This is a genomic window from Haloarcula pelagica, assembly GCF_030127105.1.
GTDB classification, from domain to species: Archaea; Halobacteriota; Halobacteria; order Halobacteriales; family Haloarculaceae; genus Haloarcula; species Haloarcula pelagica.
In genome coordinates this window covers 2,246,502-2,270,068 of the sequence record NZ_CP126161.1, presented here as the reverse complement: position 1 = coordinate 2,270,068, position 23,567 = coordinate 2,246,502, and the positions used below count along the sequence as shown (strand labels likewise).

Annotated in this window: 23 protein-coding genes and 1 tRNA gene; 9 read left to right on the top strand and 15 right to left on the bottom strand. The window is 66.8% G+C overall.

What is annotated here, in order from left to right:
- Positions 1–158 precede the first annotated feature (158 nt).
- Complete coding sequence (locus P1L40_RS11885; protein WP_284007242.1) at positions 159–2,345, bottom strand: elongation factor EF-2; 2,187 nt, start codon at positions 2,343–2,345, stop codon at positions 159–161.
- Positions 2,346–2,581: 236 nt separating this feature from the next.
- Here P1L40_RS11885 and P1L40_RS11880 point away from each other — a divergent pair, with 236 nt between their 5' ends.
- Complete coding sequence (locus P1L40_RS11880) at positions 2,582–3,379, top strand: DUF5781 family protein (protein WP_284007240.1); 798 nt, start codon at positions 2,582–2,584, stop codon at positions 3,377–3,379.
- Between the two features lies 1 nt (position 3,380).
- Here the strand turns inward: P1L40_RS11880 and P1L40_RS11875 are convergent, their stop codons facing one another.
- From P1L40_RS11875 to P1L40_RS11855, 5 genes are all read right to left on the bottom strand, one after another.
- On the bottom strand, positions 3,381–4,091 hold the full coding sequence (locus tag P1L40_RS11875; RefSeq protein WP_284007237.1) for an energy-coupling factor transporter transmembrane component T family protein: 711 nt from the start codon (positions 4,089–4,091) through the stop codon (positions 3,381–3,383).
- Complete coding sequence (locus P1L40_RS11870; protein ID WP_284007235.1) at positions 4,085–4,786, bottom strand: energy-coupling factor ABC transporter ATP-binding protein; 702 nt, start codon at positions 4,784–4,786, stop codon at positions 4,085–4,087. The genes P1L40_RS11875 and P1L40_RS11870 overlap by 7 nt, the downstream gene beginning before the upstream one ends.
- Complete coding sequence (locus tag P1L40_RS11865) at positions 4,783–5,397, bottom strand: biotin transporter BioY (protein ID WP_284007233.1); 615 nt, start codon at positions 5,395–5,397, stop codon at positions 4,783–4,785. The genes P1L40_RS11870 and P1L40_RS11865 overlap by 4 nt, the downstream gene beginning before the upstream one ends.
- A 97-nt stretch (positions 5,398–5,494) precedes the next feature.
- Positions 5,495–6,109, bottom strand: coding sequence for a 30S ribosomal protein S7 (locus tag P1L40_RS11860; RefSeq protein WP_284007230.1), 615 nt, complete (start codon positions 6,107–6,109; stop codon positions 5,495–5,497).
- Between the two features lie 2 nt (positions 6,110–6,111).
- Positions 6,112–6,540, bottom strand: a complete 429-nt coding sequence (locus tag P1L40_RS11855; protein WP_276223153.1) for a 30S ribosomal protein S12 — start codon at positions 6,538–6,540, stop codon at positions 6,112–6,114.
- A 193-nt stretch (positions 6,541–6,733) separates the two neighbouring features.
- Between P1L40_RS11855 and P1L40_RS11850 the strand changes: the two genes are divergently transcribed.
- A complete protein-coding gene (locus P1L40_RS11850; protein ID WP_284007228.1) occupies positions 6,734–9,130 on the top strand; it encodes a methyl-accepting chemotaxis protein in 2,397 nt (798 codons plus the stop codon).
- Positions 9,131–9,178: 48 nt separating this feature from the next.
- Here the strand turns inward: P1L40_RS11850 and P1L40_RS11845 are convergent, their stop codons facing one another.
- Genes P1L40_RS11845 through P1L40_RS11820 form a run of 6 tightly spaced genes read right to left on the bottom strand, consistent with a single transcriptional unit; the run spans position 9,179 to position 17,312 of the window.
- Positions 9,179–9,604 carry a NusA-like transcription termination signal-binding factor gene (locus P1L40_RS11845; RefSeq protein ID WP_284007226.1) on the bottom strand — a complete coding sequence of 142 codons (426 nt, stop codon included), beginning with the start codon at positions 9,602–9,604 and terminating at the stop codon, positions 9,179–9,181.
- Entirely contained in the window at positions 9,604–10,779 is a 1,176-nt protein-coding gene (gene rpoA2 / locus P1L40_RS11840) for a DNA-directed RNA polymerase subunit A'' (protein ID WP_284007225.1), read from the bottom strand. Before rpoA2 ends, P1L40_RS11845 begins: the two co-directional genes overlap by 1 nt.
- 1 nt (position 10,780) lies before the next feature.
- Entirely contained in the window at positions 10,781–13,690 is a 2,910-nt protein-coding gene (locus P1L40_RS11835; RefSeq protein ID WP_284007223.1) for a DNA-directed RNA polymerase subunit A', read from the bottom strand.
- 1 nt (position 13,691) lies between these two features.
- Positions 13,692–15,518, bottom strand: coding sequence for a DNA-directed RNA polymerase subunit B (gene rpoB / locus P1L40_RS11830; RefSeq protein ID WP_284007220.1), 1,827 nt, complete (start codon positions 15,516–15,518; stop codon positions 13,692–13,694).
- 1 nt (position 15,519) lies between these two features.
- Complete coding sequence (locus P1L40_RS11825; protein WP_284007219.1) at positions 15,520–17,085, bottom strand: DNA-directed RNA polymerase subunit B''; 1,566 nt, start codon at positions 17,083–17,085, stop codon at positions 15,520–15,522.
- Positions 17,085–17,312 (bottom strand): DNA-directed RNA polymerase subunit H, encoded by a 228-nt coding sequence (locus P1L40_RS11820; RefSeq protein ID WP_276223166.1) that lies wholly within the window; start codon positions 17,310–17,312, stop codon positions 17,085–17,087. Before P1L40_RS11820 ends, P1L40_RS11825 begins: the two co-directional genes overlap by 1 nt.
- 277 nt (positions 17,313–17,589) lie before the next feature.
- On the opposite strand from P1L40_RS11820, the gene P1L40_RS11815 reads away from it, so the two are divergent.
- The 5 genes from P1L40_RS11815 to P1L40_RS11795 all read left to right on the top strand — a co-directional run bounded on the left by P1L40_RS11815 (position 17,590) and on the right by P1L40_RS11795 (position 20,425).
- Positions 17,590–17,662, top strand: a tRNA-Asp gene (locus P1L40_RS11815).
- Positions 17,663–18,024: 362 nt separating this feature from the next.
- Positions 18,025–18,678 (top strand): archaellin/type IV pilin N-terminal domain-containing protein, encoded by a 654-nt coding sequence (locus tag P1L40_RS11810; protein ID WP_284007217.1) that lies wholly within the window; start codon positions 18,025–18,027, stop codon positions 18,676–18,678.
- A gap of 147 nt (positions 18,679–18,825) precedes the next feature.
- Positions 18,826–19,479 carry a hypothetical protein gene (locus P1L40_RS11805; RefSeq protein WP_284007216.1) on the top strand — a complete coding sequence of 218 codons (654 nt, stop codon included), beginning with the start codon at positions 18,826–18,828 and terminating at the stop codon, positions 19,477–19,479.
- A gap of 108 nt (positions 19,480–19,587) precedes the next feature.
- Positions 19,588–19,905, top strand: coding sequence for a winged helix-turn-helix transcriptional regulator (locus P1L40_RS11800; protein ID WP_284007214.1), 318 nt, complete (start codon positions 19,588–19,590; stop codon positions 19,903–19,905).
- 31 nt (positions 19,906–19,936) lie between these two features.
- The gene (locus tag P1L40_RS11795; protein WP_284007212.1) at positions 19,937–20,425 is read left to right on the top strand and encodes a metallophosphoesterase family protein; all 489 of its coding nucleotides are present in this window, start codon (positions 19,937–19,939) and stop codon (positions 20,423–20,425) included.
- Here P1L40_RS11795 and P1L40_RS11790 read toward each other — a convergent pair.
- On the bottom strand, positions 20,400–21,188 hold the full coding sequence (locus P1L40_RS11790; RefSeq protein ID WP_284007211.1) for an inositol monophosphatase family protein: 789 nt from the start codon (positions 21,186–21,188) through the stop codon (positions 20,400–20,402). The two genes, P1L40_RS11795 and P1L40_RS11790, sit on opposite strands and share 26 nt — an antisense overlap.
- 22 nt (positions 21,189–21,210) lie before the next feature.
- Positions 21,211–21,534 carry a hypothetical protein gene (locus P1L40_RS11785; protein ID WP_284007210.1) on the bottom strand — a complete coding sequence of 108 codons (324 nt, stop codon included), beginning with the start codon at positions 21,532–21,534 and terminating at the stop codon, positions 21,211–21,213.
- 114 nt (positions 21,535–21,648) lie between these two features.
- Here P1L40_RS11785 and P1L40_RS11780 point away from each other — a divergent pair, with 114 nt between their 5' ends.
- Both P1L40_RS11780 and P1L40_RS11775 read left to right on the top strand, forming a co-directional pair.
- Positions 21,649–22,413: a coenzyme F420-0:L-glutamate ligase gene (locus tag P1L40_RS11780; protein ID WP_284007208.1), complete on the top strand. Its 765-nt coding sequence runs from the start codon at positions 21,649–21,651 to the stop codon at positions 22,411–22,413.
- Positions 22,413–23,387, top strand: coding sequence for a 5,10-methylenetetrahydromethanopterin reductase (locus P1L40_RS11775; protein ID WP_284007206.1), 975 nt, complete (start codon positions 22,413–22,415; stop codon positions 23,385–23,387). Before P1L40_RS11780 ends, P1L40_RS11775 begins: the two co-directional genes overlap by 1 nt.
- Here P1L40_RS11775 and P1L40_RS11770 read toward each other — a convergent pair.
- A complete protein-coding gene (locus P1L40_RS11770) occupies positions 23,344–23,562 on the bottom strand; it encodes a DUF8024 family protein (protein ID WP_284007205.1) in 219 nt (72 codons plus the stop codon). The genes P1L40_RS11775 and P1L40_RS11770 overlap by 44 nt on opposite strands.
- Positions 23,563–23,567: the final 5 nt, after the last annotated feature.

Genomic DNA, 23,567 nt, shown 5'->3' with positions numbered 1-23,567 from the left:
CATCTGGGTCGTCAGAGTGCGGTACAAGCAGACCGCGCGAACATCGTGAGCGCGGTTTCACGGGACCGAGCGTAGCGAGGTCCCGCCCTTTCTCGCCCACGTTTTTCACGGAGTGGTGGCCGAACGCAGTGAGGCCACCAGAGGCAGAAAACGGTGGTCTAGAAGTAGTCGATGGCCTGGGGCAGTTCCGTCTTCATCCCCTTGCGCTCGCGGATCTCGGTGATCTTCTCGGGCTGGAGGTTGTCGGCCATGACCTGGAAACCGGCGTTCTCGGTGTTCCAGGAGGCACGACCCTCCGTCGCACTGCGGATGTCACTGGAGAAGCCGATCATCTCGTCGACCGGGGCGACACCCTCGACGACCATGAGGTCGCCTTCCTGGTACATGTCGTCGACGCGGCCACGACGGCCCTGGATCTCGCCGCTCGCGGCGCCCATGTGGTCGTTGGGCACGTCGATACGGACCTGCTGGATCGGCTCCAGCAGCTTGATGTCGGCGTCGATCAGGGCGTTGTGAACGGCCTCGCGGACTGCCGGGATGACCTGTGCCGGACCGCGGTGGATGGCGTCCTCGTGGAGGCGCGCGTCGTGGAGACGGATGAGCGAGCCCTGGACCGGTTCCGCGGCGAGAGGGCCGTCGTCGAGGGCCTCTTCGAGCCCCTCGATGACCAGTTCCATCGTCTCGTTGAGGTGCTGGATCCCCTTCGTGTCGTCGATGAGGACGTTGGTCCCGTGGATGTGCTCGACGTTCTGGGACGTGTCCTTGTCCATGCCGGCCTCCTGGAGGGCTTCACGGCGCTCCAGTTCGGGCATGTCCATCGACGCTTCGCCGAGCTTGATCGTCTCGACGATGTCCTCGCCGAGCGGTTCGATGGTGATGTAGAACCGGTTGTGGTTGTTCGGCGAGCGTCCCTCGACCTCGCGGGAACTGGACTGGGGGGCCTCGCGGTAGACGACGATCGGCTCCCCGGTGTTGATCGGGATGCCCTGGTTGCGCTCGATCCGCTGGCCGATGACCTCCAGGTGGAGCTCACCCTGGCCGGAGATGAGGTGTTCGCCGGTGTCCTCGTTGATCTCGACCTGGATGGTCGGGTCCTCTTTCGCGACCTGCTGGAGCGTCTCGATGAGCTTCGGCAGGTCGTCCATGTTCTGTGCCTCCACGCTCTTGGTGATGACCGGCTCCGAGATGTGTTCGATGGACTCGAAGGGAGTCATCTCGACCGAGGAGACGGTCGAGCCGGCGATGGCGTCCTTGAGGCCGGTGACGGCGGCGATGTTCCCTGCGGGGACGTGTTCGACCTCCTCGCGCTCGCCGCCCATGTAGATCCCGACGCTCTGGATGCGGTTCTTGCCGGCGGTCCCGGAGACGTACAGCTCTTGGCCCTTCTCCAGCGTGCCGGAGAAGACACGTCCGGCGGCGATCTCGCCGGCGTGGGGGTCGACACCGATGTCGGTGACCATCAGGACGACTTCGCCGTCCTCGTCGACCAGGCGCATCCCCTCTGCGAGCTCCGACTCGGCGTCGCCACGCCAGATGCGCGGGATACGACGGGGCTGGGCGTCGATCGGGTTCGGGAAGTGCTCACAGACCATGTCGAGCACGACATCCGACAGCGGCGTGCGCTCGTGGAGCTCCTGGCGCTTGTCGCTGCGTTCGAGCTCCATGATCTCGCCGAAGTCCATGCCGGTGCGCTGCATCGAGGGCATCGAGACGCCCCACTTGTACAGCGCCGACCCGAAGCCGACGGTCCCCTCCTCGACGGAGACGGTCCAGTCCTCGATGTCGTCCATCTCCTCGGTCATGCCGCGGATGAGTTCGTTGACATCGCGGATGACCGCGAGCAGGCGCTCCTGCATCTCCTCGGGGCCTTCCTGAAGCTCCGAGATGAGGCGGTCGACCTTGTTGATGAACAGCGTCGGCTTGACACCCTCGCGGAGCGCCTGCCGGAGCACCGTCTCGGTCTGGGGCATGGCGCCCTCGACGGCGTCGACGACCACGAGCGCGCCGTCGACGGCGCGCATCGCACGGGTCACGTCTCCGCCGAAGTCGACGTGGCCCGGCGTGTCGATGAGGTTGATGAGGTGGTTCTGGTCCTCGTACTCGTGAGTCATCGAGACGTTCGCGGCGTCGATGGTGATCCCACGTTCCTGCTCGTCTTCTTCGGTGTCCATCGCGAGCTGTTCGCCCGCGGTGTCGTCGGAGATCATCCCCGCACCGGCCAGCAGGTTGTCCGTCAGCGTCGTCTTCCCGTGGTCGACGTGAGCGGCGATGGCGATGTTCCGGATGTACTCCGGATCGTCCATCAGTGTCTCACATTCCTGAACGATTTTCTTACGTCGGCCCATTATACAGAAGGGTATCAACAGGAGGGTCAAAAGGATAGTGTTTCGCCACGACCGGACGGGCGATTCCGGCCGCTGCGCGTGCTACTACCACACATTCTGTCTGCTGACGGCTCGCACGGCAGCCATCGACAGAGCGGGAGAGAGTACGGGCGGACCGCCCGCTCGGGTTTCTTCCCGGCGGACGACGGCGGAACGGCCGTGGATTAATGGTATCTCGACACCTGTGAACGACACACATGGAACTACACGTACAGGGCGGGCCGGCCGAACCGTTTCTGGGCGCAAGCGACCTCTTCTCGACGGAGTACGACCTCGATCGGCCGGTGACGGTCCGGGTCCGCGAGGACCCCGACGAGCGGACCCGCGTGAGCCACAGCGAGGACCGCCACCTGCTGACGATCTCCCGACAGGCCGCGACCAGCGCGATGGCCCGGGAACTCGCGCTCCACGAGTTCGCACACATGCACCACCACGAGCGGGGCCACCCCTCCCACACCCAGTCGACCGAGGAGGCGATCTACCTGGCGCTTGCCGGCCGGTCGGTCGAGCGCCGGAAGCTCACACACTGCTACCAGATCGCGAACCACATGCGCGACGTGTACGCCGACGATGTCTGGATGGCGATGGCGCCGGGCGACAAACTCGTGCCCTTCCTGGAGGCGAGCCTGGCCGCCGCGGTCGCGGACCGGCCGTCGGACCCGCCGGCCTGGGACCACGTGACGCCGATCGCACCGCGTGGACGGGGACCGGACGAACCGACCGCCAGGCTGACGCCGGCCGCCGACCCCGAGATCACCGCGGTCAACGCGGCGTTCGCGCTCGCACTCGTCGAGCGCCACGACCTCGTCGACGACGACCACCGGCTGTACGACCTCGCGCACGCGGCCGCCGCCGACGCCGAGGGCATCAGCCTCGCGGAGTTCAAGCGCCACTTCGCCTCGCTGTCGCCGGATCCCGACGCCTCGGAGTTCCGGAAGGCACTGGTCGACGTGACCCGCGCCTACGCCGGCAGCGGCCCGCAGGCGGCCGACTGACCTACACCGACACCAGCGGCGAGAGCGCCAGCAGGAAGCCGACGGCGACTACCGGGTAGTCCCGCCGCTCGAAGGCCATCGCCGGCGGGGTCGGGTTCCAGGCGAAACAACGGGCCCGGAGGGCGACCGAGAGCCGGTCGGCCCGCCCCAGCGCCCGCCCCAGACCGACGAGAGCGATCCGCTGTGCGCGGTCGACGACGGACCGGCGCTGGCCGCCCCGGGCCCTGATCGCGTCCCGGACCGACAGGAGGTCCCGCCGGAGCACCGGGAGAAACCGGAACGTGATCGCGACGCCGACGCCCAGGGCCTGTCCGAACCGGCCCGGGACGTGGCGCTGGATGGCCGCCCGGGTCGCCCGGACCGGCGTCGTCCGGACGTAGACGGCGCTGACGAACAGCACCAGGAGGACTCGGCCGACCGCGAGTGTCGGCGCCAGCGCGCGGTCGGGCGCCAGCCAGGGCGGTCCGAGGACGACCGTCGCCGAGAGCGGGCCGAGCGCCAGCACGGCGACGACGAACCAGTAGTTCCGGAGGACCGTCACCGGCGAGAGCCGTCCCGCCGCCAGCCCGACCCCAGCGAGGATGGCGAGCCCGGCGAGCCGTACCGGCGTCGGCCGGGAGAAGACGGCGACGGCGAACCCGATCTGGAAGGCGAGTTTCGCTCGTGCGTCGAGTCGGTGAGCGAACGTCGCGCCCGGCTCGTAGGTCAACATCCGGCGTCGACACCGAGTGGCTCCAGGTCCGGGACGACCGCGGCGGGGTCGCCGTCGGCGACCACCCGCCCGTCGGCGAGCGCGACGATCCGATCCGCCCGCTCGCGGAGGTCCCGCAGATCGTGTGTGACGACGACGACGCTGGTCCCGTCGGCGGCCAGTTCGTCGAGCCGAGCAAGCACCGATCGGCGCGCACGCAGGTCCAGGCCGGCGAACGGTTCGTCGAGGACGAGATGCGTCGGCTCCATCGCCAGCGCCCCGGCGATAGCGACCCGAGCCTGCTGTCCCCCGGAGAGTTCGTCGATGCGCGCGTCCTCCATCCCGCCCATGTCGACGGCCGCCAGCGCCGCCTCGACGTGGCGGTCGATCTCCGGACGGGGGAGACCCAGGTTCTCCGGGCCGAAGGCCACGTCGGCACCGACGGTCGCGGCCACCAGCTGATCGCGGGGGTGTTGGAACACCATCCCGACGCTCGTGCGCGCCGCGACCGGGTCTTCGGTCACGTCGACGCCGTCGACGGTGACGGTGCCCGAATCGGGTTCGAGCAGGGCGTTGCAGTGCCGGACGAGCGTCGTCTTCCCGCTGCCGTTCGGGCCGACCAGTAGGAGAAACTCCCCGTCCGCGATCGAAAGCGAGACGCTATCGAGCGCGACGGCCTCCCCGAACCGGTGTGTGAGGTCGCTGACGGTGATCATACGGCCTGTTGTCGGGCGAGAGCGCCAGCCCGGACCAGCGCCAGCGTCGCGGCGATCTTGATGGCGTCACCGGGGAGAAACACCGCGGCACCGACCGTCGCGGCCTCGACCAGCGGGAGTCCGGCCATGGTAGCGAGCCACGGGACACCGACGGCGTAGATGACGACCAGCCCGGCCACGAGCGCCCCGGCCTGGACGGCGACCGACACCTCCGAGAGCGGCCGCAGTCCCGAGCCACGGTCGGCGATCCCACCGAGGGTGCGGTGGACGATCGCACCGATGAGGACCGCCGCCACGAGGAAGCCGATCAGGTAGCCCCCCGTCGGTCCGAGGACGTACCCCAGGCCCGCGCCCCCGTTCGAGAACACCGGCGCGCCGGCGATCCCCACGAGCAGGTACAGCGCGATCGAGAACCCGCCCCAGCGTGGCCCCAGCAGGAGGCCGGCGAAGTAGACGCCAAACACCTGGAAGGAAACCGGCGCCGGGAGGCCGGGAATCGGGATCGAGACGTACGCGAACGCGGCCGTCAGCGCCGCGAGCACCGCGGCGAGCGAGATGTGTCTGACCGTCTCGTCACCCACGAGTTCGACGGAGTCGTGTTCCTGTGACATGGGAGACTGTCGCTCGTCAACCAAGATATAGCCGACGGTTTACCAGACAGTCGAGGGAGAAAGAACGGCCCGCTGCGGGCAAAATCGGGAGACTGCGTTACCGTGCGGCGGCGGCGACGCGCTCTTTTTCCTCTTTCTGGTTGACGGCGTAGGCCTGCACGTCGTTGTCGGCGGCGCCGATCAGCTGCTGGGCCAGGGCCTCAGAAGCACTGGTCGTCGTCTTGTACGTGCTGCCGTAGACACCCTCCGAGAGGAACTTCAGCGCCTGGTCGACGCGGCGCTGGGGTGCGACATCGACGGCCTTCGGGACGGAGATGCCACCGTACTTCAGGCGGACAGTCTCCTCACGCGGGGCGCTGTTCTCGACCGCGCTGACGAGCACCTGCACCGGGTTCTCCTCGGTGCGCTCGTGGACGATCTCGAAGGCGTCCTGGACGATCGAGGTGGCGAGCTGTTTCTTGCCCGTGTTCTCGTCGGTCTGCATCAGCCGGTTGATCAGCCGCTCGACGACGCTGATCTCGCTTTTCTTGAACTGCTTGTCGGCGTGGCGCCCCATCGTGTGGGCGATGGGCGTAACGGTGATGTAGCGCTCGGTCGACGGGTCGGAGTACTCGATGTTGGTGATCTCCCACTCGTCGAACAGCTTCGCGCGGGCGGTCTCCTCCTCGTCGGTGCCGGGTGCGTCCGGCTCGGGGGAATCTTCTTCGCTCATGGTTATCGGACGGGTTTCTCCGCGTTACCGCGGACGAGTTCGATCAGCGAGACACCGTTGACCTTCTCGACCTTGTAGTTGACACCGGAGAGGTCGCCCATGGCACGACCCTTCGCGCCACCGATCCCGGCGATCGTGACCTCGTCGTGCTCGTCGATGAAGGAGATAGCGCCGTCACCGGGGCAGAAGGCGGTGACCTGCTTGCCGTTCTTGATCAGCTGGACCCGCACGCACTTCCGGATCGCAGAGTTGGGCTGTTTCGCTTCGATGCCGACCTTTTCGAGGACGATGCCACGACCCTGAGGGGCACCCTCGAGCGGGTCGGACTTCTTGCCGAGCCCGCGCTCTCGTCGCGCGTAATCCGAGTCGGACCACCGGTGCTTCTGGCGGTCCTTTTTGAGTTTGCGGGCGGCGTATTTGCCGTTCGTCATAGTACGAATCCGTATCCAACGGAGGTACTTAAGACTCCTCTTTCGCAGCCGCGCCAGGGCGCGTGTGTCGTAGGCTAGCGTACGAATCCACTACATCCGCCCCGTGACAGCCAGTCGTATTCACTCCTGATAACCGGGGGGGTGGATTTACTACCGGTCTCACGGAACCATCGGGAAACGACTCGGGACAGGAATGAAAGCAACGTCACTACTCCCGGCAGCAGTCCGGAAAAGCTACTTACGGAAGTTCGCGCTCGCAGTCGGTCTCATCGCCGTCGTCGTCCTCAGCGCGGGGCTGGTCGCGGAGGGCGCCATCGCGACGGAACTGACCACACAGCGGACCGGCGAGCTGTTGACGACAACGGAGCAAGAGGCGGCGGCACTGGACCAGTGGGTCAGCGAACAGCGCGAGGCGACCAGGCTCCTCTCGAACCACTACTACATCAGCGGCGCCACGGACACGCGGATCGAGGCGACGATCAAGAACGAACGGGAGCGGCGCAACCGGACCGTCGACGAGATCCACCTGGTGAACCTCGCGACCGGGGAGATCGACCGGAGTTCGAACGAGTCGATGGTCGGGACGACGCTCTCGGAGATGGCGATCGCCTGGGACCGCGGGACACTCGTCTTCGACAGCCGGAACGATGTCGCCCGCTCGAAGGTGTTCCTGTGGGACGGCGACTACCACATCGCCTTCGCCAGCAAGGTCCCCGACCGGACGCGGGCGGTCGTGTTCACCTACGATGTCAGCACGCGCGGCTCGCAGTTCCGGAGCTCCATCGAGGGCGGGAAGACCCAGGTGCTCGCGGCCAACGGCGAGGTCCAGATCGCCGAGAACGAGTCGAAGATCCTGACCCGGTACGCCGACGGGACCGAGAGCGAGGTGGTCCGGGCCAGCCGTAACACCACGAACGGCACGGTCCAGGGGAGCGGTGAACTGTTCGCCTACACCGAGAGCGACGAGACGAACTGGCTCGTCGTCAAGCGAGTCCCGGTCGAGAACGCCTTCGCGGTCCGGGACCAGGTCGAACAGTATCTCTTCACCCTGCTGGGGCTCGCGCTCGTCGGGTTCGTCGCCTTCGGCGCGTTCGTCGGCCGGGACATCCGGCGGTCGCTCGCGGCTGTCACCGACAGAGCCGACGCGCTCGCCGCGGGCCGGATCGACGACGACACCGCCGACACCGAACGGATGGACGAGATCGGCCAGGTCGAGGACGCCTTCGGCGACATCGCCAGCTATCTCCAGACGGTCGCCGACCAGGCAGACGCGCTCGCCCAGCAGGAGTTCGACGACCCCGTCCTCGACCGGGACGTGCCCGGCCGTCTCGGCGAGTCGCTGGCGGCGATGCGGGTCGATCTCGAAGGGTTCATCGAGGAGATCGAACAGGCAAAGACAGACGCCGAGCAGGCCCAACAGGAGGCCGAGGAACTCGCGGAGTCCCTGGAACGCCAGGCCGAGGAGTTCTCGACCGTGATGCAGGCCGCCGCGGACGGCGACCTCTCCCAGCGGCTCGACGCCGACACCGACAACGACGCGATGCGCGAGATCGCGACGGCGTTCAACGAGATGATCGCCCAGTTGGGCCAGACGGTCGTCCACATCCGGGAGTTTGCCGCCGACGTGGAGGACTCGGCCGAACAGATCAGCGCCAGCGCGACGGAGGTCCAGAACGCGAGCGAGGGGGTCAGTCAGTCCGTCCAGGAGATCGCCGCCGGCGCCGATCAGCAACACGAACACATCCAGCAGGCCTCCGACGAGATGTCGAACCTCTCTGCGACCATCGAGGAGGTCGCCGCACAGGCCGACGAGGTCGCCACGACCTCCCGTGAGGCCGCCGAGATCGGCGAAACCGGCCGCACCCGGGCGACCGACGCCGTCGACGTGATGAACGACATCGAGCGCCGGGCCGAGACGACCATCGACCGCGTCGAGTCACTGGACGAGGAGATGGCCCGCATCGGCGAGATCGTCGACCTCATCGACGACATCGCCGAGCAGACCAACATGCTCGCGCTCAACGCCTCGATCGAGGCGGCCCGCGCGGGCGAGGCCGGCAACGGCTTCGCCGTCGTCGCCGACGAGATCAAACAACTCGCCGAGGAGACCGGCGAGGCGACCGAGGAGATCTCGGCGGTCATCTCGGAGGTCCAGTCCTCGACCGGCGACGCGGTGACCGATATCCGTTCGATGGGCGACAGCGTCTCGGAGGGGATCGAGACCGTCGACGGCGCCATCGAGTCCCTGGAGGCCATCGTCGACCGCGTCGAGGCGGTCAACGAGGGGATGCAGTCGATCAACGACGCCACCGACGAGCAGGCCACGGCCACCGAACAGACCGTCTCGATGGTCGACGAGATCGGGTCGATCAGCGAGGAGACCGCCAGTCAGGCCGAGAACGTCGCCGCCTCCGCCGAAGAGCAGACCGCGACGATCAACGAAGTAAACAGCAGCATCGACTCGCTGGCCGGCCAGGCGACCAACCTCCGGTCGCTGCTGGGACAGTTCGATGTCGAGACCGACCAGCGCACCAGCGGAACCGACGTGTACGATCCCGGTACCGACGAAGCCGCTGCCGACGACGACTGACGCGGTGGCTCGTGGACGGTCGGTCGAACGTGGAAAACGCGGGCGCGGTCAGGTCAGTTCGATACCGTCGATGTCGTAGTGGCGTTTCGCGAGCCGTCGAGCGGCGTCGATGTTGCGCCCGTCGCGCCCGATGGCGGCGCCGCGGTCCTCCTGTGCGACCTCGACGTAGGCGATCGTGTCACCGTTCTCCGAGACAGTGACGTTGTACACCGCGGCCGGCGCCAGCGCGTTGGCGACGAAGTCCTCGGGGGTGTCGGCGTCCTCGACCAGTTTCACGGGCCGGCCGAGCCGTTCCTCGACGTTCGCGACGGTCTCACCACCCGGTCCGATAGCGTCGGCCATCTCGCCGCGTTTGACCAGATAGACGACCTGATCGTGGGTCTCGTCGATCACGCAGTCCCGGACGGTGACGGCTGCCTCGTCCTCGAAGAGGGCGACCAGCTGTCGCGCGTCGTCCGAGAGCTCGACGCGCATCAGTCCTGACTCGCACCCATCCGGAGGTCGACATCGCCGGTCCCGAGCTTGATCGGCTTGCCGACGATGACGTTCTCGGTGACACCGTCGAGTTCGTCGATCTCGCCGTGGATCGCGGCGTCGAGCAGGTGGTTGACCGTCACCTCGAAGGCCGCCCGAGCGAGCACGGAGTCTTTCGACCCGCTGATCCCGTGGCGACCGATCGACTCGATGGTCCCCTCGTTGGTCATGATGTCGGCGACCAGCATCAGGTGACGGACGTTCACGTCGTCGAGCCCCTGCTCTTCGAGCGTGTTCATCGTCTCGTTGATCAGCGTCTCGCGGGCGGCCTCGACGCCGAGTTCGCGGTAGATCTCGTGGATGTTGTTACACGTCGTCCGCGAGGCGTCGACCCCCTCGATTCCCAGGACTTCACCGAAGTCCGATCCCTCGGTGTAGAGGACGAACTCCTCGCCGTTGTCGGTGTCTTCCTTGCGGATGACGACGCGGGAGATGTCCTCGATGCCCTTGAAGACGATGTCGCGCAGTTCCTCGACGAGCTGGAGGAGGTCCCGGTAGCTGGGTTCCTCCGGCCCGAACTCGATGACGGTCCCGACCTGCCGGGCCTGGACCCCCAGGTTGGACTCGATGGTGCCGGCGATCTCCTCGGCGATGGCGTCGACATCGTCGACGGTCGGCCACCGCTCCAGCAGCGTCTCGTCGTTGAGGTCGATCTCGACGAGCATGTCGGCGACGTTCGTCGAGATGTCACCCAGCGCCAGGATGCGCGTGGCCTCGATCTTCCAGACGACCTCGTGAGCCCGCCCCCGGTCGCTCGCGTACTCGTCGTCGAGGTGGACCGTCATCATCGGCGTGTCCGGGGTCTTGCGGGCGTCGACCAGCTCGATGAGCCGCGGGAGCCCCTGTGTCACGTCGATCTCGGCGACGCCGGCGTAGTGGAACGTGTTCATCGTCATCTGCGTTCCGGGTTCGCCGATCGACTGCGCCGAGACGGTCCCGACCGGGTCCAGCGGGTCGACGCGAGTGGTCTGGTACTTCGACTCGACGGCCTTGGCGATCCGGTCGGCGTCCTCGACGCCGACACCGCGCTCTTCGATGGTGCTGTACACCTCGTCTTTCAGGCGTCGCGGGAGGTCCGTGTCCTCGACGACGGCCTCGATGTCTTCGGATACCATGTTAGTCGTCCCCCTCGGCCATCCACCAGTCGTCGGCGTGTTCCGAGAGGTTGGTGCGTTCGGTGCGCTGTCCCAGGAAGCTCTGTTTCTCCTCTTCGGTTTCGAACTCCTCGTTGAGGACGCCGTCGGCGATCTCCTCGACATCGACCGCCGCCTCGTCCTGACTGGAGGAGACGGTGACCGGCGAGGTGCCGTCCTCGCCGAACTCGAACTGGACGATCGTGTCCGAGGTGTCCCGGACCGTGCCGTCGTACTGCGTTTCGAGTTCGGAGAGGGCGTTGATCAGCCGGCGCTGGAGGTAGCCGGACTTGGACGTACGAACGGCCGTGTCGACCAGGCCCTCGCGGCCACCCATCGCGTGGAAGAAGAACTCCTTCGGGGAGAGCCCCGACCGGTAGGAGGCCTCGACGAAGCCGTGGGCGTCCGCCGAGAGGTCGCCCTCCTCGAAGTGCGAGAGGGTGCGGTTCTCGTAACCGCGGTTGATCCGCTCGCCACGGACTGCCTGCTGGCCGACACAGCCGGCCATCTGGGTCAGGTTCAGCATCGACCCACGGGCGCCGGACTCGGCCATCACGACCGCCGGGTTGTCGTCGCCGAAGTGGTCCTCGGCGATGTCGCCGGCGGAGTCACGCGCCTTGCCCAGCGTCTGCATGATCTTCATCTCGAGGGTCTCGTCGACGGTCCGACCGGGCAGCGATTCGAGGTCGCCCCGCTCGTAGGTCTCGATGAGTTCCTCGACGCGGTCGTAGGCGTTGTCGATGGCGTCGTTGATCTGCTCTTCGGCCTCGCCGGGGATAGACTCGTCGTCGATCCCGATCGAGAACCCGAAGTGCATGATCGAGCGCATCGCCAGCGCCGAGACCTCGTTGACGAGGATGCGGGCGCGGGTCTTGGAGTAGTCCTTGGCGATGGTGTCGACGACCTCGCCGCCGAAAGCGCCGACGGCGTCCTCGTCGATCGTCCCGGAGGTCATCTGCCCCTCCTCGATCGTGACGGTGTCGCCCGCCGAGGAGGTAAACTCGAGTTCGAGGTCGTCGGGCAGCAGTTCCGAGAACAGCGACCGACCGGTCCAGTACGCCTCGCCGGCGTCGTCGACGCCGTCCGGTTCCGGCAGTTCGTCGATCCGGGTCGCCCGCAGCAGGTCGAGCGCCTGCGTCTCGTTGAACTGCGGGTTGGTGTGGGTCAGCAGGTAGGTCCCGCTGATGTGGTCCTGGATGGCGCCGATGATGTTCTCGCCGAACCGGGGCGAGAGCATCTGTTCCTGCACGCGCATGAGGACGCGCGCTTCGGCGCGGGCCTCCTCGTTCTGGAGGGCGTGCATGTTCATCTCGTCGCCGTCGAAGTCGGCGTTGTACGGCGGACAGACGGTGGTGTTCAGCCGGAACGTCTTGTACGGCATCACGACCACCTCGTGGGCCATGATCGACATCCGGTGCAGCGACGGCTGGCGGTTGAAGATGATGATGTCGCCGTCGGTCAGGTGCCGGGACACTTCCCAGCCGGGTTCGACCTTCTCGGCGAGTTCCTCGCAGTTCTTCTCGGTGACCTTCAGCCGGCGGCCGTCCTCGCGCCGGACGTAGTTGGCGCCGGGGTGGCCCTCCGGGCCGTTCGAGACGTAGCGGCGGGCGTCCGCGAGGTTGCGCTCGTTGACGTTCATCGTCTGGGTCATCTCACGAGCGACCCGTTCGGGGACGCCGACCTCGTTGAGCGACAGCGTCGGGTCCGGCGAGATCACGGTCCGGGCGGAGAAGTTCACGCGCTTCCCGGACAGCGAGCCACGGAAGCGCCCCTCCTTGCCCTTCAGTCGCTGGGAGAGCGTCTTGAGGGGGCGCCCGGAGCGGTGTCGCGCCGGCGGCGTCCCGCTGATCTCGTTGTCCATGAACGTGGTGACGTGGTACTGTAGCAGTTCCCAGAGGTCCTCAATGATCAGCTGTGGCGCGCCGGCCTCGCGGTTCTCCATGAACCGCTGGTTGATGCGGATGATGTCGACCAGTTTGTGCGTGAGGTCGTCCTCGCTACGCTGGCCGTTGTCCAGCGTGATGGAGGGACGAGCGGTGACCGGCGGCACCGGCAGCACGGTGAGGATCATCCACTCCGGTCGGGAGCGGGCGGGGTTCATCCCCAGGACCTCGATGTCCTCGTCCGGGATGTCCTCGAACCAGTCCCGGATGTCGCTTGGCATCAGCTTGTTCATGTCCTCCTCGGTCAGGTCGACGTTCAGCGCCTTCTCTAAGGCCCGGCGGTCCTCCTGCCGGGGACGGAACTCGCCGCTGAGGATCTGCTGGACGCGGCCGCTGTCGATGCCGGTCTCCTCGGCCAGTTCGCCCGGCGAGATGGGGTCGTCTGCCTCCTCCATCGCCTCGGCGATCCGCTCGGGGTACTCCGCGGCCAGCACCTGCTGGACCTCGTAGTAGGTCGTTGGCTTCTCGTGTTTGATGTCGTACTGCTTCTCGCCGCAGAACGGACAGCGGTCTTTCTTTCGTGCCTGGCGGATCGCCGCCTTGGTCACGTCGTTTAGGTCCCGACCCAGGTCGCGTGTGCGCTGGAGCTGGTCGCCGAACTCCTCGCGTTCGCTCTCGTCGAGACAGAGCCGCGAACACTCCCGGCAGGTCCCGCGCAGGAGCCGGCGGATGAGCTTCGCGAACCCGACGTGGATCACCGGCGCGGCCAGTTCGATGTGGCCGAAGTGGCCGTTACAGGACCCGCTGTGTTTCCCGCAGGTCTTACACTCCAGGCCGGGGTCGATGACCCCGAGCCGGGGGTCCATCAGCCCCATGTCGATGGGGAAACCGTCGTCGTCGTAGGTGTCGGCCGTGATCACTTTCGTGGCCGACATGTCCCGGTACTCCTCGGGGTCCATCAGCCCGAAGCTGATCTGCCCGATCTCTTTGGGTGTCTGTTGGGAACTCATCTTAGACTGCGTCCTCCAGTTCGATTCGCGGAGCGATACCGAGCGCCTTCATCTCGTCGAGGAGGAGCTTGAACGCGTAGGACATCTCGACCTCGTGGATGTCGGTCTCCTCCTCGCAGTTGGGGCAGTACACCCGCCGTTGCTCGACGTTCTCGACGGCGGTCATCCCACACTGCCCACAGACGTTGATCCACTCGCGGTCGGACTCGTCGAGCAGGCGCTCCTTGAGCGCCATCGCCGCGCCGTGCCCGATGAGCACGTCCCGTTCCATCTCCCCGACACGGAGGCCACCCTCGCGGGCGCGCCCCTCGGTGGGCTGGCGGGTCAGGACCTGCACCGGCCCGCGCGAGCGGGCGTGGAGCTTGTTCGAGACCATGTGGTACAGCTTCTGGTAGAAGATGTCCCCGACGAAGATCTCGGCCTCGATCTTCTCGCCGGTGACACCGGAGTACATGGTCTCCTTGCCGCTGGAGTCGAAGCCGTGGTCCTCCAGAGAGCCACGGAGTTCCTCCTCGTCTTCCCCGGTGAAGGCGGTGCCGTCGACACGGCGGCCTTCGAGCGCGCCGACCTTGCCGCCGATCATCTCTAAGATGTGGCCGACGGTCATCCGCGAGGGCAGCGCGTGCGGGTTGATAATGAGGTCCGGCACCACGCCCTCCTCGGTGAAGGGCATGTCCTCCTGGGGTGCGATGTGGCCGACGACACCCTTCTGGCCGTGCCGGGAGGCGAACTTGTCGCCCAGTTCCGGGATGCGCTCGTCACGCACCGAGACCTTCGAGAGTTTCGAGCCGTCCTCACCCTCCATCAGGGTGACGGTGTCGACGACGCCGGATTCGCCCGAGCGCATCGTGACGCTCGTCTCGCGGCGCTTCTGCGGGGAGAGCCCGCCCATGTCGTCCGGTTCTTCGAGGAACCGCGGCGGGGAGGTCTTGCCCAGCAGGACGGCGTTCTCGCCGACCTGTGTCTCGGGGTTGACCAGCCCGTCGTCGTCCAGGTGGGTGTAGGCCTCCTCGCCGCGAGCGCCCCGAACCTCGTCGTCGGGGATCTCGAATCGGTCCTCCTGACCACCGGGGTACCGGCGTTCCTCGCCCTCGTAGGTCCGGAAGAAGTGCGACCGGGAGAGGCCCCGGTCGACCGACCCCTGGTTCATCACGAGTGCGTCTTCGATGTTGAACCCCTCGTAGCTCATGACGGCGACGACGAAGTTCTGTGCCGCCGGGCGGTCGTCGTAGCCGATCTGCTCGGTGGTCTGGGTCTTGACCATCGAGAGCTGCGGGTAGTGCAGCAGGTGCTGGCGCGTGTCCGGCCGGATCCGGTAGTTCGCGCTCGGGAGGCCCAGGGACTGTTTGATCATCCCCGAGCCCATCGTGATCCGCGGGCTGGCGTTGTGCTCGGGGTAGGGAATCATCCCCGCACCGATCCCGAACATCAGCTGCGGGTCGACTTCGAGGTGTGTGTGGTTCTCGGTGAGTTCGTCCTCGTCGACCCCGACCAGGATGTCCTCTTCCTCCTCGGCGTCGATGAACTCGACGAGACCGCGATCGACGAGTTCGTCGAAGCCCAGCTCCCCGGATTTGACCTGCTCGACCTCCTCCTCGGAGATGAGCGGGTCACCGTTCTCGACGATCAACAGCGGGCGCCGGGCGCGGCCGGCGTCGGCGTTGATGATGACCTCGTCCGTGCGGTCCTTGACCGAGACGTTGACCATCTGGGAGACATCTCCCCGTCGGCGGGCCTGTCGGACCTGTTGTGCGAGCTGTTCGGGGTCGGGGTGTGTCCCGACCAAGCTACCGTTGACGTATACTTTGGCTTCGCGTCCCTGACTCATGTTAATCGTCCGCGGGCGTCTGTTCGATCGATTCGATGCCGGGGATGCCCTGGACCCCCATCTCGGCGAGTTCCTGTTTCAGTTCCTGTGGCTCCTCGACATCCTGTGAGAGCTCCATCGCCTGCGCGAAGTTCTTCACCAGGCCACAGTTGGGTCCCTCGGGCGTCTCCGAGGGACAGATACGACCCCACTGGGTCGCGTGCAGGTCACGCGCCTCGAAGTGGGGTTGCGAGCGGCTGAGTGGCGAGCGCAGGCGCCGGAGGTGTGAGAGCACACCCATGAAGTCGGTCCGGTCGACGAGCTGGCTCACGCCCGAGCGGCCCCCGACCCAGTTGCCCGTCGCGATCGGGTGTTCGAGCCGTTCGGTCAGCACGTCCGAACGAACGACCGTCGAGACAGAGAGCTGGCGGTTACGCATGTTGGCGCGTTCGAGCTGGTATTTCACGTCCCGGGCGAGCTTGTTCAGCGCGGTCCGGAACAGGTCGGTCATCAGGTCGCCGCTGACCTTCAGGCGCTTGTTGGCGTAGTGGTCCTTGTCGTCGGATTCCCGACGACCGAGCGCGAGTTCGAAACACGCCTCGGCCATCCGGCAGAGGTAGTAGGCCTTGTTGATCCGGACCTCCTCCTCGTCGACGCCCTCCTCGTGGAGGTGTGGCAGGAGGTACCGGTCGATGACGTAGTTGGCCCGTTTGAGCTGGTAGTTCTTGCCCTGGCCGGAGGCGACGCGCTGGCCCAGCGTCTCGATGGCACCCTCGGTGGTCTGGACTTCCGCTTCCTCCAGGTTTTCGAGCATGAACTTCACGATCTCGGGGTCTTCCGAGACGCGGTGGACGATCTCCTCGTCGGATTCCAGGCCGAGCGCGCGCACGAGCGTCACGAAGTCGATGCTGCCCGAGACAGACGGGAACGAGACCTCCAGCAGTCCGTCGCGGGTCCGTTCACACAGCACCAGGGCCCGGTAGCCACGGCGCTGGGAGAAGGTCTTCGCGACCTGGACCTCGTCGCCGTACTTGGTGTCGTATTCCGCGAGGATCTTGTTCGGGGCGAGGTCCTCGCTGGTCATCAGCACCCGCTCGGAGCCGTTGACACAGAAGTAGCCACCGGGGTCGGCGGGGTCCTCGCCGATGTCGATCAGTTCCTCGTCGGAGAAGCCGACGATGTTACACTTGTTCGAGCCGACCATGATCGGCATCCGACCGATCTTGGTCTCGGTCCGGTCGACGACTTCCTCTGGTTCCTCCTCGCCGCCGCGGACGATGGCCATCTCCATGAACACCGGCGCGGAGTAGGTGATGTTTCGCAGCCGGGCCTCCTGTGGGTAGAGCAGTTCCTCGCTCCCGTCGGCCTCGCGGACGCGGGGGGTGACGACGCGAACGTCGCCGAGTTCGACCCACACCGGTTCCTGCCCTTCCTTGTCACCGATGTCGGTCTCGATGGTCTCTTTCTCGTCGACGACCTGTTGCATGCCGCGGTCGAGAAAGGCGTTGAACGAGCGGAAGTGGTGTTCTGCGAGCCGTTCCTTGCCGAAGTATTCGCGTGAGATTTTGCGACGGTCCTGTGTGTCCATTATTCCACCACCAGTCGGTATACGACTGCTTCGTCGGTGGTTCGCGAGTCGCGGACGATACGGATGACATCACCGACCTCGGCGTCGTCCGGGAGTCCCGGGTCGGCGCGTTTGATCTTCGGGAGGTCGGTCTTCTTGATATCGTACTCGTCGAGCACTGCTTCGAGGTCGTCCTCGTCGACGACGCTGTGGTCGGGGACGAGGTCGTGTTGACTTACATCTACCATGTGTGTGCGTGTGCGTGGGGCCTGCTACTGGAGAAGGTGGCTGTCACGAGATACTACAGGCACGTATCGTCGGGACGCATATAACGCTTGCCAACTCGGCCGGCAGCGGCTATCGGACCCCGGTCCACACACGGACCGTGAGAAGCGCTCACGCATCGGTTCGGCCAGCGCAGATATAGAAGTTTGGGTCCCGTCACGCGTCACCATCACAGGGCGCCGCTCTTTGGAAAGTCTTAATACTCCCACCGGGATACGAAGAAGTGCAGCAAGGCAGCGTGCCCGGATGGTGTAGTGGCCCATCATACGACCCTGTCACGGTCGTGACGCGGGTTCAAATCCCGCTCCGGGCGCTTCTTCGAAATTAGCTCCCCAAGCGACGCGTTTCATCGCGTCGTGACCGCTCTATTTCGCTGTGCGACTGCAAGGGATTTGAACCCTGGAAGACGAGCGTAGCGAGTCTTCCTCCGGTTCAAATTTCGAGAGACGTGGTGTGTCTCTCGACGTTCGCGAACGCTCGGCGTTCGCTCACTCCCGCTCCGGGCGTCCGTCTCTCGAACTCGATTCCCCAGCGAGAAGTCTCGTCTTCGAGCGCCAGCGAGTTCGGAGAACCGCCGCACAGACGAGAGCGGAACCCGCGACCGTTACAGATGTTGAAAATCAGAGGGGTGCCGTTTTGTACGGCATCTTCCGAGTATGTGACAAGAGAGATCCGATGAGCAGGAGCCGCCAATCGACACACAAGGGGAGAGACCGGGGACAGGTGGGTATCGGCACGCTGATCGTGTTCATCGCGATGGTGCTCGTGGCCGCAATCGCTGCGGGCGTGCTCGTCAACACCGCCGGATTTCTCCAGAGCAGCGCCGAGGAGACCGGACAGCAGAGCAGCGACCAAGTGACCAACCGGCTGAACGTCGTCAGCACCGTCGGGACCAAGATCAGTTACAACGTCAGGCCGTCGGTCTCCGAAATCGAGATCACGGTCCGGAAAGTTCCGGGTGCGGGGAACATCGACCTCGGAGAGACCACGATCCAGATGGTACACACCTCCGGGTCGTACGACTTCCTCCACGGCGAGCGGGGCGGGCTCACCGACGCACCGAACAACACCCATTTTGCCGTGGACAAGGTCCAGGACGACGACGACTCCATCAGTGACAGCTACGTTCTCAACGACCCCGAAGACCGAGCGACCATCGTGGTCGATGTCGACGACGCCCGCGCCGGACAGAAGAACAACGGCAACGCGTGGGGCTTCGAAGAGGGAGAGACGGCGACGTTTCGACTGAACACCCAATCCGGCGGGACGACGGAACTCCGCGTTGTGGTCCCGGAGACGCTATCGGATACCTCTGTAGTCTCGGTGTGAGACAGGCCGGGGAAGCGGCCGACGCGTACGGTCCTCCGTTCACTGTCGTCGGTCCCGGGAGGCGGACGTATCTCACGCGACACCGTCCCGGTGTCTTCCTCCCGCCGCGCCGACAGACTGTTTAGGCGGCCCGTTCCAACTGTGGGCATGGACGACGTGGACGGCGAGGAGATGCCAGGGGCGATCGTCGAGCCGTTCCTCGAACGCGAGGAGGGAGCCAGGGCGCTGTTGCGGGAACTCGAACGACTCGCCGTCGAGGGGCGCCACGAGGAGGTCCGCGAGCGGGTGCGGGACCTCGCACAGAACAACGAGTCGGTGTTCTACACGGTCGCGTTCAGCCTGACGAACTCCCGGCAGTTCTTCGGCGACGTGGAGGCCCAACTGGACGTGACCGCTGCCGACCGACTCCGGGACATCGCCGAGACGTTCCCCTCGCTGGCCGAGCCGTTCAACATCGTTCGCACGGAGATCGCGGAGGACCGACACAACCCCGTGACGGACACGAGCTACACGGTGACCTACCACCACGCCGTCGAGTCGCCGATGGTGACCTACCGGCCCCGCTCGGGCGACGTGGAGCTGTACGAGTCCAGCGGAACCCCGAGTGAACTCCTGGGCGTCTCGACGGACCTGGCGGCGGCGACGACCGACGCCTTAGACGTGGCCCTGGAGAACGACTACTCCGTCAACACCGAGGAGTTGAGCGCGCTCATCGACAGGCGCGAGGAACTGGAGACGGAACTGTCGAAGCTCCGGGACCAGTTGGACGAACTGCGGCGGACACCGGTCAACGACGAGTGACCGGCCGTCGGCGGCGTCCAGCGGCGCTCGTGTCGGATTTCGTGAACTTGTATACAGGAACTGTGGCGTTTATGTATCGTCGCCGAATACGTGGGAACAAGATTCTCAATGGGACTGGACCGACTGACAGATCAGGTCGACAAGGAGAGCCGTGACCTGGCCATCCTCGAAGTCGTCATCGAGGAGGGGCCGATCGGGATCGTCCGGCTCGCGGAGGAGACCGACATCCCCGAGCACAAGGTACGCTACTCGCTGCGGATGCTCGAAGACGACGAACTGGTAGAACCGACGCCACAGGGCGCGATCCCCGCCGACGACATCGACGAACGACTCGCGGTCATCAACGAGGGGATCGACGACCTCGTCGCACAACTGACCGAATTGCGGGGTCTCGCGCCGGCCGAAACCGCCGAGCGCGGGCAGTAGCCATTTCTCGGGCGGCCACCTACGTCACGGTATGAACGTCGCCATCGTCAGCGACACGCACATCCCGTCCCGGGCCAGCGAGATTCCCGCGCCGTTCCGGGAACGCATCGAGGCAGCCGATCACGTCGTCCACGCCGGCGATTTCGACAGCGAGGGGGCGCTGTCGAACGTCCGGGCGATGGCGGCCCGGCTGACCGCCGTCGCGGGGAACACCGATCCGCGGATCGGACTCCCGGCGGTGGCGACCGTCGAACTCGGCGGCGTGACCTTCGTCGTCACCCACGGGACGGGGTCACGCCGGGGCTACGAGGACCGCGTCGCCGAGATCGTCCGGCGCGAGGTCGGGGCCGACGCCGTCGGGATCGCGGGCCACACCCACGAACTGCTCGACACGGTCCACGGCGGCGTTCGGCTCCTGAACCCGGGTAGCGCGACGGGCGCGTCGCCGGCCGACCGGGCGACGATGCTGACTGCCGACGTGAGCGACGGCGAACTCAGTCTAACGGTTCACGAACACTGAGAGCCGTCTCCAGCAGTTCGCCGGCGGCGTCGCCGGTCGGGGCGAAGGCCGAGAGCGGTCCCTCGGCGCGGCGAACACAGCCGGCCTCCGTCGCCAGTAGTTCGCCGGGCAGCTGTTCGCGTTCGTCGGGGTGGAGACAGACGAATCCGTCCAGCGCGCCCCGAGACAGCAGCGCCCAGTGGACGACCGGCGCCCACGTCTGGATACACCGTTTTGCGGTCTGGCCCAGTTCCCAGCGGATCTCGTCGGCGTTCTTCCGGCCCGGTCCGTCGTAGACGACCGGGTCACCGATGACGAACGCCACGGTCCCGGTCGCCAGCGGCGGCGTCTCGCCGTCGGTGACCGAGACGGCGGTCCCGTTGTAGGTCACCCTCCCCCGGGCGGCGACGTAGGTGTCGGCGAGCGCCGGCAGGACGACCGCCGCGGCGACGGGGTCGTCGGTCGCAGCGTCGACGGCCGCGACGGCGACGCCGAAGGTCGGGATGCCCGCGGCGAAGTTGTTCGTGCCGTCGAGCGCGTCGACCACCCAGCGGTAGTCCCCGTCGCCGTCGTGGTGGCCGGACTCCTCGGCGGTGACGGCGTGGGTCGGGAACTCGGCCCGGAGGTGGTCGACGACGCGGCGTTCGGCCTCGTGGTCGGCGTGGGCTTTCACGTCGGTAGTCCCGTACTCGGCGTCGGTCGTCCCGTCGGCGAACCGCTCGCGGAGATAGGCCCCGGCCTCCTCGGCGGCGGTCCGTGCGACGGCTGCGAGTTCGGTCGACACGACGGAGGCCTCGACGGGGACGCTATCGGCTCTTTCGGTTCCGCGCGAGCCGGGCCAGCGCCCACAGGCAGACGACACCGCCGACGGCAGCCAGGACGGTCCCGACCGGGCGGAGGACGGTGCCCGGGAGTCGGGTGATCGCCGCGGGTGCCGTCGCCGTCGGGACGAGCAGGAATCGCAGTCCGAGGCCGACGACGACGAACAGCCCACCGATCCCGTAGTCCCGTCGGACGGCGGTGGTCGCCACACCGCCGGTGACGGTCCTGACGGTGTGGAAGGCCAGCAGCAGTCCGGCGGTCGAGCCCATCGCGTGCAACACCACGAACGCCGCGAGCCGGGAGTCCATACCGGCCCTGTGGGACTGGCGGGGACACCTGCCCCGGTACCGGCAGCGGTTGCCGTCGTCGGGCGCCCTTGCACCTACCGGCGTCCTTTTTCCGACAGCGACCCCAGCGGGAGTATGGAGGTCTTCGCGGTCGAGGGACTGCCCGAAGTGCGGCCCGGCGACGACGTGGCCGGACTCGTCGCCGAGCGAGCGGACCTGCGTGACGGCGACGTGCTCTGTGTCGCAAGCACCGTCGTCTCGAAGGCGGCGGGCCGGCAGGCGGACCTCGACGAGTACACGGCCGGCGAGCAGGCCCGGCGGATCGCCGAGGCCATCGAAGCGGTCGCCGGCGAGCGCAAGGACCCCCGGTTCGCGCAGGCGGTCATCGACGAGAGCGAGGAGGTCCTCACCGAGGCGCCGTTCGTCCTCGCGGTCACCCGCTTCGGTCACATCACGGTCAACGCGGGCATCGACCGCTCGAACGTCCCCGGCGCGGACCTGCTGTTGTTGCCCGAGGACCCGACCGGAAGCGCCGAGCGGTTGCGGGCCGACATCCGCGAGCAGACAGGTGCCGACGTGGCGGTGATCGTCACGGACACCTCGGGGCGGCCGTTCCGGCTGGGCCAGCGCGGCGTCGCGCTGGGCTGGGCGGGCATCCCGGCCGCCCGGGACTGGCGGGGCGAACACGACCGCGAGGGACGGGAGTTGAGCGCCACCGTCCAGGCGGTCGTCGACGAACTCGCCGCCGCGGGCAACCTCGTCACCGGCGAGGGGGCCGGCGGGACGCCGGTCGCGGTCGTCCGGGGCTTCGACTTCGGCGACCACGCCGGCAGCGACAGCCTCTACCGCGAGGAAGACAGCGACATCGTCCGCGAGGCGCTCAGGGAGTGGTCACTGTAATGTACGCCATCGAACTCACCCCGGAACACCCGGTCGCACAGCTCGCAGACTTCGCCACGCAGGCCGAACAGGAGGGCTTCGACGCCGTCTTCGCCAGCCACCACTACAACAACCGCGATCAGTTCATGACGCTGGCACAGATGGCCGCTCGCACCGACGAGGTGCTGCTGGGACCCGGCATCGCCAACCCCTACGAGACCCACCCCGTGACGCTGGCCTCGCGGGTGGCGACCCTCTCCGAGATGAGCGACGGGCGGGCACTGTTCGGCGTCGGCCCCGGCGACAAATCGACGATCAGGAACCTCGGGTTCGACCACGACGACGCGCTCCGGCGGGTCCTGGAGACGTTCAAGGTCGCCCAACGGCTGTGGGACGGCGAGCGCGTCGACCACGACGGCACCTTCGAGGCCGTCGACGCCGGCCTCAACTACGACGCCGGCGAGATCCCGGTCTACGTCGGCGCACAGGGGCCACACATGACACGGATGGCGGCGAAACACGCCGACGGCGCGCTGTACAACGGGTCACACCCGAAGGACCTGGCCTGGGCCCGCGAGCAGGTCGAGGAGATGGCCGACGACCGCGTCGCCGAGGGGGAGTTCGACCTGGCCGCCTACGCCAGCGTCTCGATCGCCGAGGACGCCGACGCCGCCCGCGAGGCAGCGCGCCCCCCGGTCGCGTTCGTCGCCAGCGGCTCGCCCCCGCCCGTGCTGGACCGCCACGGCATCGACCACGAGACCGCAGACGAGATCGGCGACGCCATCTCGGCCGGCGAGTTCGAGCGGGCGTTCGACCTGGTGACCGAGCCGATGCTGGAGGCGTTCTGTGTCGCCGGGACGCCCGAAACCGTCGCCGAGCGGACCGAGAAACTGCGCGAGTCCGCCGACAGCGTGGTGTTCGCGTCGCCGCTTGGGCCGGATATCGAGGCGGCTATCGACCTGCTTGGGGCGGTTGTCGACCGCCAGCGCCGCTGAACAGCGAGAGGAAGGCACCGAGCGAGAGGTAGCCAAACACCGCCGAGGAGAGCCCGACGAGCGTCGCGCCGATGAGGATCAGGATAGCCGAGATGGGGTCGGCCAGCGCGATGTCGATGAACTTTCCGGGCATGTCGATGATGCTCTGGACGAGCTGCGTGGGGAGACTTTGCATACCCG